This is a genomic window from Stenotrophomonas sp. 85239_Sma (assembly GCF_056481725.1).
In genome coordinates this window covers 3,169,055-3,184,605 of record NZ_CM151163.1, presented here as the reverse complement: position 1 = coordinate 3,184,605, position 15,551 = coordinate 3,169,055, and the positions used below count along the sequence as shown (strand labels likewise).

11 protein-coding genes are annotated in these 15,551 nt (G+C 67.8%); 8 read left to right on the top strand and 3 right to left on the bottom strand.

Annotated features, from left to right (window positions below; all coding sequences use genetic code 11):
* Positions 1-2 precede the first annotated feature (2 nt).
* Genes ACYKG1_RS14960 through ACYKG1_RS14950 form a run of 3 tightly spaced genes read left to right on the top strand, consistent with a single transcriptional unit; the run spans position 3 to position 7,251 of the window.
* A complete protein-coding gene (locus ACYKG1_RS14960; RefSeq protein ID WP_478470830.1) occupies positions 3-5,393 on the top strand; it encodes a DNA repair ATPase in 5,391 nt (1,796 codons plus the stop codon).
* 53 nt (positions 5,394-5,446) lie between these two features.
* Positions 5,447-6,097, top strand: a complete 651-nt coding sequence (locus ACYKG1_RS14955; protein WP_478470829.1) for a hypothetical protein — start codon at positions 5,447-5,449, stop codon at positions 6,095-6,097.
* 44 nt (positions 6,098-6,141) lie between these two features.
* Entirely contained in the window at positions 6,142-7,251 is a 1,110-nt protein-coding gene (locus ACYKG1_RS14950; RefSeq protein WP_478470828.1) for a toxic anion resistance protein, read from the top strand.
* A 71-nt stretch (positions 7,252-7,322) separates the two neighbouring features.
* On the opposite strand, the gene ACYKG1_RS14945 is transcribed toward ACYKG1_RS14950, so the two are convergent.
* Positions 7,323-8,210: a LysR family transcriptional regulator gene (locus tag ACYKG1_RS14945; RefSeq protein WP_087923198.1), complete on the bottom strand. Its 888-nt coding sequence runs from the start codon at positions 8,208-8,210 to the stop codon at positions 7,323-7,325.
* Positions 8,211-8,307: 97 nt separating this feature from the next.
* Here ACYKG1_RS14945 and trpB point away from each other — a divergent pair, with 97 nt between their 5' ends.
* From trpB to glmM, 5 genes are all read left to right on the top strand, one after another.
* Positions 8,308-9,525 carry a tryptophan synthase subunit beta gene (gene trpB, locus ACYKG1_RS14940; RefSeq protein ID WP_478470827.1) on the top strand — a complete coding sequence of 406 codons (1,218 nt, stop codon included), beginning with the start codon at positions 8,308-8,310 and terminating at the stop codon, positions 9,523-9,525.
* On the top strand, positions 9,522-10,202 hold the full coding sequence (locus ACYKG1_RS14935; protein WP_262228092.1) for a hypothetical protein: 681 nt from the start codon (positions 9,522-9,524) through the stop codon (positions 10,200-10,202). The genes trpB and ACYKG1_RS14935 overlap by 4 nt, the downstream gene beginning before the upstream one ends.
* Position 10,203: 1 nt before the next feature.
* Positions 10,204-11,013, top strand: a complete 810-nt coding sequence (trpA, locus tag ACYKG1_RS14930; protein ID WP_478470826.1) for a tryptophan synthase subunit alpha — start codon at positions 10,204-10,206, stop codon at positions 11,011-11,013.
* Positions 11,014-11,228: 215 nt separating this feature from the next.
* The gene (accD, locus tag ACYKG1_RS14925; protein WP_005410473.1) at positions 11,229-12,104 is read left to right on the top strand and encodes an acetyl-CoA carboxylase, carboxyltransferase subunit beta; all 876 of its coding nucleotides are present in this window, start codon (positions 11,229-11,231) and stop codon (positions 12,102-12,104) included.
* Positions 12,104-13,465 (top strand): phosphoglucosamine mutase, encoded by a 1,362-nt coding sequence (glmM, locus tag ACYKG1_RS14920; RefSeq protein WP_478470825.1) that lies wholly within the window; start codon positions 12,104-12,106, stop codon positions 13,463-13,465. Before accD ends, glmM begins: the two co-directional genes overlap by 1 nt.
* A gap of 74 nt (positions 13,466-13,539) precedes the next feature.
* Here glmM and ACYKG1_RS14915 read toward each other — a convergent pair whose 3' ends face one another.
* Together ACYKG1_RS14915 and ACYKG1_RS14910 are read right to left on the bottom strand one after the other, a co-directional pair.
* The gene (locus ACYKG1_RS14915) at positions 13,540-14,397 is read right to left on the bottom strand and encodes a polysaccharide deacetylase family protein (RefSeq protein ID WP_262082787.1); all 858 of its coding nucleotides are present in this window, start codon (positions 14,395-14,397) and stop codon (positions 13,540-13,542) included.
* Positions 14,390-15,535 carry a glycosyltransferase family 4 protein gene (locus ACYKG1_RS14910; RefSeq protein WP_100473474.1) on the bottom strand — a complete coding sequence of 382 codons (1,146 nt, stop codon included), beginning with the start codon at positions 15,533-15,535 and terminating at the stop codon, positions 14,390-14,392. The genes ACYKG1_RS14915 and ACYKG1_RS14910 overlap by 8 nt, the downstream gene beginning before the upstream one ends.
* Between the last annotated feature and the right edge of the window lie 16 nt (positions 15,536-15,551).

The window sequence follows — 15,551 nt, the reverse complement described above, 5'->3', positions numbered from 1 at the left end:
TGATGTCTGATACCCATCCGTCCGCCGAATCCACTGCACCGGAGGCCGGCGGCAATACCGTCGACCAGGCCGTTGCCCAGGGCGGCGCCTACGAAGTCCTGCGCCGCCGCCTGGCCGAGCAGGGCCAGCGCCTGCAGGGCCTGGCCGAAACGCTCAACCGCCGGCGCCTGGCCGAGTTCGGTGACAGCCGCCTGGAGGTGGTCGGGCGCTTCCGCATCCGCAGCGAAAACAACTGCGTCGGCCGTGACATCGTGCAGGTCGGGCCGGACCGCCTGCTGTTCGGCTACAACGTGTTCATCGGGCTGAAGACCCAGACCCGTATCGAGGATGTGTTCGGCCTGTACCGGCTGGTGCAGGGCAGCGACGGCTACGACGTCGCCGCGCTGGAGCTGAAGGGCAGCTTCCTCGACCAGCCCGGCTTCGTGCACGACTTCAACGAGCTGTACGCCTACTACAAGCACGCACGCCTGCTGCAGCTGATCGTGGTGGGCGACAAGCTGCTGGCCTCGTTCCAGATCGGCGAGCGCAGCAGCGACGTGCGCGTGTTCCGCTGGGCATTGTCGCGCGATGGCGAACTGACCTATCTGGACGCGCGCGGCGAGCGCGATATCGCACTGCCGCCGCCATTCGACTTCGAATGGACAAGGGCCACCCGCGACCTGGCGGTCAATGGCCGCCATTCGCACCTGAACATCCTCGACACCCTGTTCGTGGAGACCACTGGCGGCGACCTCACCATCAAGGTCGAGAACAACACCGAAACCGGGCAGGGCATCTACAGCGAACCGGTGGAGGACAGTACGCAGTCGCTGGACGACGCCCAGTTCGAATTCGCACGGGTTGGTTCGCTGGTCCTGCTGAAGGTGCTGCCCTACCGAGAGACGGAATGGCGCGGCCTGATCTACAACACGCTGACCGGCGGCATCGTGCGCAACGATGCGATCGTGCAGGCCTGCGTGCAGCTGCCCGAAGACCACGGCGTGATTTTCCCGGGCGGCTACTACCTGCAGGGCGGCGAGCACAAGGCATTCGACGCCTCGATGGCCGGCATGCAGTTCAAGCGCAGTATCCGTTCGCCGAACGGCGAGGACGTGCTGTACATCTTCTACGAGCGCGAGGGCGGGCGCTCGGCGCTGTTCGTCTACAACACCATCCAGCGCATATTGCAGAACCCGGTGTTCGGCCATGGCTACGCCTTGTTGCAGGACGGGCGCATGGTGCTGTTCCATGCCGAAGGCAGCGAACCCACCCGCATCCATCCGATGCAGGTCTGGCAGACACCGTTCAGCAGTGACGAATTCGCCGCCAGCCGGCCGCCTGGCAACACCTTCATGGGCCGCATCGGCAACGCCGAACTGGTGCGCGGCATTTCCAACCTGTTCAACCTCGCACGCGAGATCGATGGCCAGGACGTGTCGGTACAGCGTTACCAGCGACTGGTAGCTGATACCCGGCGCCTGTTCGATGCCCACCACTGGCTGGGCGACGCGGCCTGCGATGGTGCCGAGGCGCTGCTGCGGCAGATCAGCGCCACCGGCGAATCGGTGCTGGACGAATACGAGAAGGTGCAGTCGATCCGCCAGCAGTCGGCACAGGCGATGGTCGAGGCAGAGGCCGCGCACAAGGCGCTGCTGGGCCGGCTGCAGCCGCAGAACTGGAACGAGGTGCAGGCCTTCGTCGAGGCCCTCAACGCAATCACTGCACTGCGCGGACGCCTGTTGACCATCCGCGAGCTGCGCTACATCGACACCGCGCGCATCGAAGTGATGGCGGCCGAGCTGGTGGAGGCGCAGGACCGCGTCGGCGCAGCCACGGGTGATTTCCTCGCTGGCGACGCCGCGCTGGCGCCGCTGGCCACGCGCCTGCAGGCGCTGGATGAAGCGGCGCAGCAGGCACAGAGCGCCCGCCAGCTGGACGAGCAGCTGGAGGGGCTGCGTGGGATGGCGGCAGACCTGGACATGCTGTCCGAGCTGATGGCCGGCCTGAAGGTGGACGATGCCACTGCCCGCACCCGCGTGGTCGAGTCGATCTCGGTGCTGTACGGGCGCCTCAACCAGGCGCGCGCGCGCGCCGACCAGCGTCGCCGGTCGCTGGGTTCGGCCGAGGCCGTGGCGCAGTTTGCCGCGCAGTTCGCGCTGTTCTCGCAGTCGATCACCAGCGCGCTGGCGCTGGCCACCGACCCCGAACGCGCCGACGAGCAGCTTTCGCGCCTGTTGGTGCAGTTGGAGGAGCTGGAAAGCCAGTTCGGCGAACACGAGCAGTTCCTCGGCGACATCCTGAGCAAACGCGAAGAGCTGGTCGAAGCCTTCGAGACGCACAAGCAAGCACTGCTGGATGACCGCCAGCGCAAGGCGCGTTCGGTGCTGGATGCGGCCAACCGCATTCTCGATGGTCTGGCCAACCGCACCGAGCGCTTCGCCACCGCCGACGAGCTCAATGCGTTCTTCGCCGGCGATCCGCTGATCCTCAAGCTGCGTGAGCTGGCCGAACGCCTGCGCGCGTTGCATGACAACGTCAAGGCCGACGACATCGAGGCGCGGCTGAAAGGCGTGCGTGACCAGGCGGTGCGCCAGCTGCGCGACCGCAGTGATCTGTACGAAGCGGGCGGCAACGTGGTGCGGCTGGGACCGCGGCACCGCTTCAGCGTCAACACCCAGGCGCTGGATCTGACCCTGCTGCCGCGGGGCGATACGCTGGCGATCCACCTGACCGGCACCGACTTCCTTGAAACCCTGCACGACCCGGAGCTGGATGCACTGAAGCCGTTCTGGCCGGTCACGCTGGACTCGGAATCGCCCACGCTGTATCGCGGCGAGTATCTGGCCGGCAGCCTGCTGATGTCCGCGCAGGAGGGCAGCGACGGCCTCGATCTGGCCACGTTGCAGCATGAAGCGGCCACCCCCGAAGCACTGGACCAGCGCGTGCGTGCGTTCGCCGCACCGCGCTACCGCGAAGGCTACGAGCGCGGCATCCATGACCATGATGCCGCACTGATACTGCGTGCATTGCTGCCCCTGCAGCAGGCGGCCGGCAGCCTGCGCCATGCACCGCGGGTGCGTGCGCTGGCACTGCTGTTCTGGGCTGCCGAGCAGCGGCGCGAAGCCGTGGCGCAATGGCCGGGCCGACAGATGGGTGCCGAAGCGCTGGCACGCCTGCTGGGGTCCGACGAAGGGCGGCTGGCGTTGCGTGCTGAAATGGCCGAGGCACTGCTGGCGTACACGCAATCCCACGCGTTGCCGTTCGATGCCGATGCCGCAGAGGCTGCGGCCGCCTACCTGGGCGAAGAGCTGGCGACCGGCGAGCCGGTGTTCAGCAGCAGTCGCCATGCGGTGGCGCTGCTGGATGCGCTACAGCAGCAGCTGGAGCAGGCCGGGCAGCGTGAGGCGGTCGAACGCGCCCTGCAGCGCAGCCAGGATCCGCTGGCCACGCGCTGGGCGCTGGCCGGGCAGTGGCTGCGTGCGCTGGCGCGGCTGCCGGCGCATGCCCTGCATGCCGGATACGTCGACGAGGCCGCGGCACTGCTGCTGGTGCAGCGCCAGCTGAGCACCCGTGCCCGCGACACCGCGTTGCAGGCGGAGGTCAGTGGCCTGTTGGGTGAACATGCGCGCATCAACAACGGTACGCTGGTGGTATCGCTGGATGATTTCCTCACGCGCCTGCAGCAGCACCTGCGCGACTTCGTGCCGGCATTCCATGCCTACCAGGCACTGCGACAGGGCATCATCGGCCGCGAGCGCGAGACCCTGCGGCTTTCCGAGTTCAAGGCGCGGCCGCTGTCGTCGTTCGTGCGGAACAGGCTGATCAACGATGTCTACCTGGGCGTGATCGGTGACAACCTGGCCAAGCAGATGGGCACGGTCGGCGAGAACAAGCGCAGCGACCTGATGGGCCTGCTGATGATGATTTCGCCCCCGGGCTACGGCAAGACCACGCTGATGGAATATGTGGCGCACCGACTGGGCCTGGTCTTCATGAAGATCAACGGCCCGGCGCTGGGTCACGAGGTGCGCTCGCTGGACCCGGCACAGGCACCGGACGCGACCTCGCGGCAGGAACTGGAGAAGCTCAACCTGGCGCTGGAGATGGGCAACAACACCATGCTGTATGTGGACGACATCCAGCACACCCATCCCGAATTCCTGCAGAAGTTCATCTCGCTGTGCGATGGTACCCGCCGTATCGAGGGTGTGTGGCGTGGTCGCACCCGCACCTATGACATGCGCGGCAAGAAGTTCTGCGTGGTGATGGCCGGCAACCCGTACACCGAGTCCGGCGAAGTGTTCAAGATTCCCGACATGCTGGCCAACCGTGCCGACATCTACAACCTCGGTGATGTGCTCGGTGGCATGGAGGCGGCCTTTACCCTCAGCTACATCGAGAACAGCCTGACGTCCAACCCGGTGCTGGCGCCGCTGGCCACGCGCGACATGGCTGACCTGTACGTGCTGGTCGACCGTGCGATGGGCAAGGAAGTCTCGACCAACGGTCTCAGCCACGCCTACAGCAGCGCGGAAATCAATGAAATCACTGCCACCCTGCAGCGCATGCTGCGCGTGCGCGACGTGGTCTACCGGGTCAACCAGCAGTACATCGCCAGTGCCGCGCAGGACGATCGCTACCGTACCGAGCCGCCGTTCCGGCTCCAGGGCAGCTACCGCAACATGAACAAGCTGGCCGAGAAGATCTCGCCGGTGATGAACGAGGACGAGCTGCAGCAGTTGATCTCCGACCACTACCTGGGCGAGGCACAGCTGCTGACCACCGGCGCCGAAGAAAACCTGTTGAAGCTGGCCGAACTGCGCGGCGTGCTGGACGACACGCAGGCGCAGCGATGGACGCAGATCAAGCGCGATTTCCTGCGCAACAAGGCCATGGGTGCCGACGACAGCGATGTCGGGGGGCGCGTGGTTGCGCAGCTGGCCGACATCGCCACCGCCCTGCAGCTGCCACCGCCGGCGCCGGAGGCGATCGCCGTTGCCGACCCGGCACCGTGGCCGGCGTTGCTGGAGGCCTTGCATCGCCTTTCTGAAACCCGTCCCGCAGCCACCACGCCGGAGCCGGTCGCGGCGGCCCCCAGCGTGCCGGCCACGGTCCTGGCCGACGACCTGCAGGCTGGCCTGGCGCCGTTGGTGGAATTGTTGGCGGCATCGCAGGCGCAGCAGGCACAGGTGTCGCAGACCCTGGCCGCATTCGCCGGCTGGGCGCGGCAGCAGGTCGAGCGTGGCGTGCCGAACAGTGTGGTGGCGCAGCGTGCGCGCGTGCGCCGTGCCACGACGCCGGAGGAGCGCGCGCTGGATGAAGCCCTGATGCGCCACTTCTATGGCGAGTCGTTGCCGCCGGGCGACAGCGAGGACATTCCGGCAACGACACCGAAGCCGCCGCCGCTGCCGTGACCACGCAGGCGCCCCTGCCGCCACCAAGCTTGCCGGACACGGCCGATGTCGCCATGCTGGCCGACTATGGTGCGCCGTTGCTGCAGGCGCTGGCGCGGCGCGAAACACCGTTGCCGCCGGGCGCGGGCGAAGGCCTGGTGGCGGCACTGGCCCGCATCGCGCTGGCCCTGCAGGCCGATAACCCGGCGCAGATCCGGCAGCAGGAGAGCTGGTGGGGCCGATTGCTGGGGCGCGATGTCGATCGCGAGGCGGAAGGGCGTGCGCTGCAGTCGCAGCTGGGCGTGCTGGCCCTGCAGGCGCGTGAGCAGGCCCAGCACCTGCAGCAGCACCTGCAGCTGCGGGCCATGGCCATCGCCGAGCACTCAGCGGCGGCCGCAGCGCTGGACGACTGGGTCGGGCTGGCTGCGGCGCGGCTGACGTCGCTGGATATCGCCGGCCAGGCCGCGCTGTCGCAACGGCTGGATCATCTTCGCCGGCTGGCCTCGCTGCGCCGTCTGGAAGCCCATCAATGGCAGCTGCTGCAGGACCAGGACACCGTGCTGCTGCAACGCTTCGCGCGCATCCATGACGTCCTGTTGCCGGCCTGGCGGCAGGCCGCCGTGGCGGGCCAGGCCGCGGCCGGCGCCACACTGGCCGCGAAGGCCGCCTCGCTGCACGCACAGATCGATGACGAGGTAGCCGCAGCTCAGGCTAGACTGCCTTGAGCCGGCCGCCGCTGCCGCTTACCCAACTGCAAGGAGACTGCCCGATGACCCAGGACAGCCAGAGCTCCGGTGCCCTCGTGCCCGGCACCACCACCGCCACTGCGCTTGATGAAGGCGCACTGCAGGCGCTGGGCCTGGTCCGCGAGGATCTGCCGCGCATCGCCGAGATCCGTCTGGAGCTGGATGACCTGCGCCCGGGCAACCTGCAGGTGTTCGGGCGCGAAGCGGCCACGCGCACCGCAGCGTTTTCCAGCCAGTTGCTGGACCAGGTGCGCAATCGTGATCTGGATGCCAGCGGCGAGAAACTGGGCGAAGTGGTGCGCATCGCGCGCAGCCTGAAGCTGGACGGCTTCGCCCAGCGGTCGAAGGTGCCGGTGATCGGTGGCCTGATCGACCGTCTGCGCGTATCCAAGGGCGAGCTGGTGCAGAAGTTCAGCGACACCAACGCGCAGATCGAGCAGTTGCTGGGCGATGTCGGTGTGCAACAGGCGCTGATGGGCAAGCGCGTGGGCGAGTTCGACCGCATGCACGACATCGTCCGTGAAGAACGCCATGCGCTCGGCTTGTATGCCGCCGCCGGCAAGCAGCGACTGGCCGAGCTGCGGGCCGAGCAGCTGGCCGGGCAGGGCAGTGAGGATCCGCAGCAGCGCATCCGCCAGGGTGAAGTCGACAACGCGATCCGCCTGATCGAAAAGCGCGTGTCCGACCTGCAGCTGATGCAGCACGCGGCCGATCAGTCACTACCGATGATCCGCCTGATCCAGGCCAACGCGCTGCAGCTGATCGAGAAGTTCAACACGGTGCGCGAGATCACCATCCCGTCGTGGAAGCGCCAGTTCGCCATCCAGCTTTCGCTGGGCGAGCAGAAGGCCGCGGTCGAGCTGTCCACCGCCATCGACGATGCCACCAACGAGCTGATGCGCCGCAATGCCGACCTGCTGCGCCAGGCCTCGGTGGATACCGCGCGCAGCAACCAGCGCGGCGTGATCGACGTGGCCACGCTGCGCCACGTGCACGACCAGTTGATCGCCACGGTCGAGGAAGTGCGCAGCATCCATCGCGAAGGCATGCAGCAGCGGCAGCAGGCCGAAGTGGAACTGTCGCGGCTGCGCGAGGACCTGCAGCAGCGGCTGGCCACCCCGACCGCCAGCTGAAAAAAGGGGACGGAGGGAATTAAGTCGTTTGTGCCACTTCCGACTTAATCCCCTCCGTCCCCTTTTTGCTGTCAGCGGAGTTGCTGGCCCAGCCAGTCGGCCAGCGCATCCACGCGTGCATCGGCCGGTCCGTCCGGTCGCGCCAGCACCCAGAAACCACCGGTGGCGGCAAACCCCCACGGCGCGACCAGTCGCCCGGCGGCCAGGTCCTCGGCCACCAGCGGCTCGGGTGCGATCGCCGGGCCCAGCCCGGCTACTGCGGCTTCCAGCAGGTAGTACAGGTGCTCGAAGGCGGTACCCAGCTGCAGCTTCGCGGTGTCCAGAGCGTGCGCTTGCGCCCACGCCGGCCACGCCTGCGGCCGTGAGCTGGTGTGCAGCAGCGTCTCCTGCAGCAGCGCCGAGGGCGGTACATGTCGCAGGCGCTGCGCGGCCGGATGCGAGGGTGCCACTACCACGCCGACCCGCTCCGGCGCCAGCTCACGCACCTGCCAGCCCCGGGGCCATGGCCCCTGCGCCAGCAACAGCACCGCATCCAGTGCGGCCTGCGCCTCGGTGAAGCTGCCATCCAGCGCCGACCACTGCAGGCGCACGCCGGGCAGGGCGGCCTGCAGCGCGGGCAGGCGCGGAATCATCCAGCGCGCCAGCACGCTGCCACTGCAGCCCAGCACCAGCGCCGGGGCCGCCGCCGGCCGCCGCAGTTCGCGCACGCAGTCTTCGATGCCGCTGAAGGCCTCGCTGCATGCTGCCTGCAGGCGCGTGCCCGCAGCGGTCAGGCGCAGGCCGCGGCCGGCACGCTGGAACAGTGCCAGGCCGAGGTGGTCTTCCAGCAGCTTCAGCTGCCGGCTGACCGCACCGTGGGTGACGTGCAGGTCCTGCGCGGCACGGCCAACCCCGCCCAGGCGGGCGGTGGCCTCGAACGCGCGCAGCGCATTGAGCGGTGGCAGCAAGGAACGACTCATGTGAGATTTCCTGACGATATACGCCAGATAATATCCATTTTCCGGTCATGACCCGTGCGCTAGAGTATCCACCTGTCTCGAACCAGCGGTCGCTTCCATGTCTGCCTCCCCCATTGCCGACTACCACGCCTTCCCGGATGCCCAGGGCCATTTCGGCCGCTACGGCGGCAGCTTCGTTGCCGAAACCCTGGTCGGCCCGCTGCAGGAACTGGCCGAGGCCTATGACCAGGCCCGCCAGGACCCTGCATTCCAGGCCGCCTACGATCGCGACCTGGCCCATTACGTGGGCCGGCCGAGCCCGATCTACCACGCCCAGCGCCTGAGCGACCATGTCGGTGGCGCGCAGATCCTGCTCAAGCGCGAAGACCTGAACCACACCGGCGCGCACAAGATCAACAACACCATCGGCCAGGCGCTGCTGGCGGCGCGGATGGGCAAGAAGCGCATCATCGCCGAGACCGGTGCCGGCCAGCACGGCGTGGCCAGCGCCACCGTTGCCGCGCGGCTGGGCCTGGAATGCGTGGTGTACATGGGCGCCACCGACATCGAGCGGCAGAAGATCAACGTCTACCGCATGAAGCTGCTCGGCGCGACGGTGGTGCCGGTCACCTCCGGCTCGGCCACCCTGAAGGACGCGCTCAATGAGGCGATGCGCGACTGGGTGACCAATGTGCAGGACACCTTCTACATCATCGGTACGGTCGCCGGTCCGGACCCCTATCCGCGCATGGTGCGCGACTTCAACGCCATCGTCGGCCGCGAAGCACGTGAGCAGATGCTGGCCGAGTATGGCCGCCTGCCCGATGCGATCACCGCCTGTGTCGGCGGCGGCAGCAATGCCATCGGCCTGTTCCATGCCTTCCTCAATGATCGCCAGGTCGAGATCGTCGGCGCTGAAGCCGCCGGTGATGGCATCAGCACCGGCCGCCATGCCGCCTCGATCGCCGCTGGCCGCCCCGGCGTGCTGCATGGCAACCGCACCTATGTACTGTGCGACGACGACGGCCAGATCATCGAGACCCATTCGGTGTCGGCCGGCCTGGACTATCCGGGTGTCGGCCCCGAGCACGCATTCCTGGCCGACACCGGCCGTGCACGCTACCTCGGCATCACCGATGAAGAGGCGCTGCAGGCCTTCCACCTGCTGGCGCATACCGAGGGCATCCTGCCCGCGCTGGAATCCAGCCACGCGTTGGCACAGGCGATCAAGCTGGCGCGTGAGCGTCCGCGCGACCAGATCGTGCTGTGCAATCTGTCCGGCCGTGGCGACAAGGACGTGCATACCATCGCCGCGCGCGAAGGGTTGGTGCTGTGAGTGCGCTGCTGCGGAACAGTGGCGTGCTGCTGCTGGCGCTGGGGTTGGCCGCATGCCAGCCGCCGGAACCGCCGGTGCTGGCACCGGCTGCCAAGGCCACCACGCAACCGGCACAGCAGCCGGCCGCCAACGACGACCTCGACCTGATCGCGCGCGCGCCGATCGTCGATCCGCCGTCGGCGGAAGGCGCGGACAGCGACGACGCGCCCGCGGTGGCCTCGGTGGCGCTGGATCATGCCGGCGAGGTGTTGATCGGCCAGCATATGGCTGATCTGAAGGCACTCGGGCCATGGACGGCACAAGGGGCGGTCGAAGCCATCGGCGGCAGTTGCGAGTACTACGACGGCAAGGGGCTGCCACCCGGCGTGTCGATGATGACCGATGAAGATCGCGTCGTCCGTTTCGATCTCGGCCTGGACCCGGAGAGCGGGGCGCCGACCCAGCAGCCCGGTCCGTTCGGCCTGCGGGTCGGCATGACGCGCGCCCAGGCCATGGCCCAGTTCCCGAAGCCGCCGGTATCCAGCCCGCATGCCTACGACGGTGACCAGGGCGAGTACCTCACCTGGCAGGACCCGGGCTCGGACCTGGGTATCCGCCTGGAATTGTTTGAAGGGAAGGTCACCCAGATGTACTGGGGAACCAGCGATGCGATTGAACTGATTGAAGGATGTGCCTGAAATGTCCGTATCCCGACTCGATGCCTGTTTCCAGCGTCTGCGCGAACAACAGCGCAAGGCGCTGATCCCCTTCGTCACGGCCGGTGATCCCTCGTTGGAGGCCACCGTGCCGGTCATGCACGCACTGGCCGATGCCGGCGCCGACGTGATCGAACTCGGCGTGCCGTTCTCCGACCCGATGGCCGACGGCCCGACCATCCAGCGCAGCTCCGAGCGCGCGCTGGCGCGCGGTGCCGGCAGCCGCTACGTCCTGCAGGCTGTGGCGCAGTTCCGCGAGCGCGATGCGAAGACTCCGGTCGTGCTGATGGGCTACCTGAACCCGGTGGAGATCCATGGTTACGCGGCCTTCGCCAAGGCTGCCGTGGACGCTGGCGTGGACGGCGTGCTGCTGGTCGACCTGCCGCCGGAAGAAGCGGGCGAGGCGCTGCAGGCATTTGATGCGGCCGGCCTGGCCCTGGTCCTGCTGGCGTCACCGACCACCAGCGAGGCGCGTGCCGACAAGTTGCTGGCGCTGGCCCGTGGCTATCTCTACTACGTCAGCTTTGCCGGTGTCACCGGCGCGTCCGAGCGCCTGGACAGCGAAGCCGCCAGCACCCGCCTGCAGGCATTGCGTGCGCGCGCGTCGGTGCCGGTGGTGGCAGGCTTCGGCATCAAGGATGCCGCCAGTGCCGCAGCCATGGCCCGCCAGGCCGATGGCGTGGTGGTCGGCAGCGCGCTGGTGGCGGCATTGGCCGAAGCGGGCTCGGCTGAAGAGGCTGCGCAGCGCGCCCGGGCCTTCCTGGCCCCGCTGCGACAGGCGCTGGACGCGTAACAAGGCTGCCGGCCGCAGGCCGGCAGCCTCCATACCCGCCTGCACGCAAGGGCTGCCGGCCAGTGGCCTGCACTTCCAGCACCTAAACGTACGTCCCAGCATGGTTTTTTCCGGTGGCCCCGTGGCTGGCAAGGGGGTGCACGGGCGGGGAAAGCGGAGCTAGACTGTCCGCCTTTGCGGCCTCTGGGCCGCCCTGAACGGAAGTGTCCTCCCGCATGAGTTGGCTCAGCAAGTTGATGCCGTCCGGCATCCGCACCGACAACACCCCCAGCAAGAAGCGCAGTGTCCCCGAGGGCCTGTGGGAAAAGTGCAGCAACTGCGGCAGCGCGTTGTACCGTCCGGAACTGGAAGAGAACCTGGAAGTCTGCCCGAAGTGCGGCCATCACATGGCGATCCGTGCGCGTGCGCGCCTGGCCGCCCTGTTCGACGCCGACAGCACCACCGAGATCGGTGCGCGCCTTGGGCCGACCGACCTGCTCAAGTTCAAGGACCAGAAGAAGTACAGCGAGCGCATCAAGATCGCGCAGAAGAACACCGGCGAGTACGACGCACTGATCGCCATGCGCGGCCTGCTCAAGGGCCGTGCGCTGGTGGCATCGTCGTTCGACTTTGCCTTCATGGGCGGCTCGATGGGCTCGGTGGTCGGCGAGCGTTTCGCGCTGGCCGCGGAAACCGCGGTCGAGATCGGTGCGCCCTACGTGTGCTTCTCGCAGAGCGGCGGCGCCCGCATGCAGGAAGGCCTGTTCTCGCTGATGCAGATGGCCAAGACCTCGGCTGCGCTGGGCAAGCTGCGCGAAGCCGGCCTGCCATATATTTCGGTGTTGACCCACCCGACCACCGGTGGCGTGTCGGCCTCCTTCGCGATGCTGGGCGACATCAACATCGCCGAACCGCAGGCACTGATCGGCTTCGCCGGCCCGCGCGTGATCGAGCAGACCGTGCGCGAAAAGCTGCCGGAAGGTTTCCAGCGTTCGGAGTTCCTGCTGGAGCACGGTGCCATCGACCAGATCTGCGACCGCCGCGAGATGCGCGACCGCCTGTCGGACCTGCTGGCAATGCTGGGCCGCCAGCCGGCGCCGGAGGTGGCTTGATGGGGGCCCGCAAGTACTTCGGTACTGATGGCATCCGTGGACGGGTCGGCCAGGGCGTGATCTCGGCCGACTTCGTGCTGCGCCTGGGCAACGCCCTGGGCCGTGTCCTGGTCGCCCAGCGCGGCCAGGACGGGCGCCGGCCGATCGTGGTGATCGGCAAGGACACCCGCATTTCCGGTTACATGTTCGAGGCCGCACTGGAAGCCGGCCTGGTCGCCGCCGGTGCCGACGTGCAGCTGCTGGGACCAATGCCGACCCCGGCGGTGGCGTTCCTGACCCGCACGCTGGGCGTGGATGCCGGCATCGTCATCAGCGCTTCGCACAACCCGCATTACGACAACGGCATCAAGTTTTTCTCCGCCCAGGGCGAGAAGCTCGACGATGCCACCGAGCTGGCCCTGGAAGCGGCGTTGGACATTCCGTTCACCACCGCTGAATCGGAGAAGCTGGGCAAGGCATCGCGCGCGCGCGAAGCGGTCGGCCGCTACATCGAGTTCTGCAAGGCCAGCGTGCCGCGCGCGTTCGACCTGCGTGGCGTACGCCTGGTGCTGGATTGCGCGCACGGCGCCACCTACCAGATCGCGCCGCTGCTGTTCCGCGAACTGGGCGCCGAAGTGATCGGCATCGGGGCCGAGCCCAACGGCGTCAACATCAACGCTGGCGTGGGCTCCACCCATATCGACAACCTGGCGGCCAAGGTCCGCGAGACCCGTGCCGATCTCGGCATCGCCTTCGATGGCGATGGCGACCGCGTGCTGATGGCCGACGACCAGGGCAACCCGGTCGACGGCGATGACCTGCTGTACATCCTGGCCCGCGCCTGGAAGGACGAAGGCCGCCTGCGTGGCCCGGTGGTCGGCACGCTGATGAGCAACTACGGCGTTGAGAAGGCATTTGCCGACCTGCAGATTCCGTTCCTGCGCAGCAATGTCGGTGATCGCTACGTGCACCAGGCGCTGGTCGAAGGCGGTGGCGTGCTCGGCGGTGAAGCCTCCGGCCACCTGCTGTGCCTGGATCGGGCCACTACCGGTGACGGTATCGTCAGTGCGCTGCAGGTGCTGGTGGCGCTGCGCAACAGCGGGCAGACCCTGCGCCAGGCACTGAAGGGGCTGGTGCGGGTGCCGCAGAAGACGGTCAATGTGCGGCTGGGCAATGTCTCGGCCAAGGCCACGGTGCAGGCCGACAGCGTGCAGGCCGCGCTGGCCGTCGCACAGCAATCGGTGGCTGGCCGTGGTCGTGCATTCCTGCGCCCGTCCGGTACCGAGCCGGTGGTGCGGGTCACGGTGGAAGCCGATGATGCCGCGCTGATGCAGCAGACGCTGGACCGCCTCTCCGCGGCGGTACGTGAAGCCGCCAGCTGAGACGCCTGCCCCTTCAACGAAAACGCCCCGGCATTCCGGGGCGTTTTCGTTGAAGGGGCAGGGCAGTGGGCTGCTTACGGCCCCGGCACCATCTTCTTCTGGCGTGCCTTGAAGCCATTGAACAGCGGTGCGATCAGCGGGTTGTAGCTCTGCGCGATGCGCTTGCGCAGCCAGCTGGCCGGGCGGTTGCGGATCGCGAAGCGGTAGATGCGTTCCGGATCGCCGCCTACCACGTTGCGGCCGAACGGATGGGTGGTGTGCAGGTAGCGGAACCCCTGCTCGCGTGCCACCTCGATGTGGTCCTGGTCAAAATCGCCGTAAGGCCAGCACAGCGTATCGGACACCTCGCCGAGCTTGTCCTGCAGGACGCTGCGCGACACTGCCAGGTCATGGCTCAGGCCGGCACGGCGCTGTGCGCGGTCCAGATCGTCGCGGCGCAGCCAGCGGGTGTGGGTATGGGTGTGGCAATGCACTTCGAAGGTGCCGGCGGCGATGGCCGCGCGCGCTTCGCTCCAGCGCATCATCACGTCGTCGCTGCGGTTCTGCTCATAGATCGCTGCTTCGCAGCTGCGGTGGTCCGGCGTGGCAGGCAACATTGCCCCGGCAAGCCCCGCATGGGGCCGCTCCGGGCCTTCCCCCATCCAGCCGGTGACCACGAACACCACGGCGTGCATGCCGTACTTCTGCAGGACCGGGTGCGCATACACCCAGTTGTCCAGGTAGCCATCGTCGAAGGTGATCACGATCGACTTGCGCGGCACCGGCTTGCCGGCCAGGAAACCGGCGTACTGGTCCAGTGTCAGCGAGGTCCAGCCGTTGCCGGCCAGCCATGCGATCTGGCTTTCGAAATTCTCCGGCGACACGGTGATCATGCCCGGCGACGGACTGACGTGGTGGTGCATCAGCACCGGTACGGTTCGGGCATCAGCCATGTCCCAGCTCCTTCAGCCACTGGTGGTAATAGTGTTCGGTGGTTTCACCGTGGCCGTCGGGGGTGAATCGGCGCGCGCTGCGCATCCAGTCCCACCCAGCGCGGCCCATCTGCCGCCGCCGTTCCGGATCGTCCACCAGCAGGCGCAGGGCGCCTGTCAGGGCCGCATTGTCGCCCAGCCGGGTGAGGATCGCATTGCTGCCATCGACCACCATCTCCGGCACGCCACCCACGCGCGTGGCCACGATCGGCACCCCGACATAGGCGGCCTCCAGGAAGACGGTACCGGCAGCCTCCTTGTGCGAGGCCAGGGCGAAGATGTCCAAACCGGCCATCAGCCGGCACGCGCCATCACGATAGCCGAGCAGATGCACCTGTTGCTGCAGGCCATGCTCATCGCGCAGCGCCTGCAGCCGATCCATGACCGGTTGGCCATCGCCGATCACCACCAGATGCAGGTTCGGATGGGTCTTGCACAGCGGTACCATCGCCTGCAGCAGGTCGGCATGGCCCTTGGGTTCGCGCAATACCGCCACGCAGCCGACTACGATGTCCTGTTCGCCGAAGCCGAGCTCGGCGCGTACCTCCGTGCGTACCTCCTGCAGGCACTGCCAGGGATCGGCCTTGCGGATTTCGCTCCAGCGCGGGGGGACTGCGATCGGCGGCACGATACCGATGTGCTCGGCCGGAATGCCGCGCTCGGCCAGCAACTGCTTGACGAAGCCGCTGACGGTCAGCACCCGGTGCGGCAGTCCGGTATAGGTCAGCAGCGAGTTGACCGGGCTCATCAGGTGGCGCGAGCGCACCACCAGCGGCGTGCCGCCCAGGCGTGCGCCGGCGGCGGCAATCAGCGCATCACGGCGGCTGGTGGTGTTGACCACGTCATAGCGCTCGCGGCGCACCAGGCGCGAAACCGACCAGATGCCGCGCAGCAGGCGCAGCAGGCCGCCCATGCGCAGGGTATGCACGGTGAAACCATCATCGCGTGCCAGCTGGGCCAGTCGCGCCTCGGGCTGGCACAGCAGCGCCACCTCGTGGCCACGCGCACGCATCACCTGCATGTGGCGGAAGATGTAGATCTCCTGCCCGCCCATTCCCTTGGCGGCTTCGGTGTGCAGGATGCGCAGCGGACGGTTCATGCGGGGTCGATCCTTG

Coding starts and splice junctions, on each gene's coding strand:
- ACYKG1_RS14960 (WP_478470830.1), top strand. CDS start 3: ATGTCTGATACCCATCCGTCCGCCGAATCCACTGCACCGGAGGCCGGC.
- ACYKG1_RS14955 (WP_478470829.1), top strand. CDS start 5,447: ATGCTGGCCGACTATGGTGCGCCGTTGCTGCAGGCGCTGGCGCGGCGC.
- ACYKG1_RS14950 (WP_478470828.1), top strand. CDS start 6,142: ATGACCCAGGACAGCCAGAGCTCCGGTGCCCTCGTGCCCGGCACCACC.
- ACYKG1_RS14945 (WP_087923198.1), bottom strand. CDS start 8,210: ATGAGTCGTTCCTTGCTGCCACCGCTCAATGCGCTGCGCGCGTTCGAG.
- trpB (WP_478470827.1), top strand. CDS start 8,308: ATGTCTGCCTCCCCCATTGCCGACTACCACGCCTTCCCGGATGCCCAG.
- trpA (WP_478470826.1), top strand. CDS start 10,204: ATGTCCGTATCCCGACTCGATGCCTGTTTCCAGCGTCTGCGCGAACAA.
- accD (WP_005410473.1), top strand. CDS start 11,229: ATGAGTTGGCTCAGCAAGTTGATGCCGTCCGGCATCCGCACCGACAAC.
- glmM (WP_478470825.1), top strand. CDS start 12,104: ATGGGGGCCCGCAAGTACTTCGGTACTGATGGCATCCGTGGACGGGTC.
- ACYKG1_RS14915 (WP_262082787.1), bottom strand. CDS start 14,397: ATGGCTGATGCCCGAACCGTACCGGTGCTGATGCACCACCACGTCAGT.
- ACYKG1_RS14910 (WP_100473474.1), bottom strand. CDS start 15,535: ATGAACCGTCCGCTGCGCATCCTGCACACCGAAGCCGCCAAGGGAATG.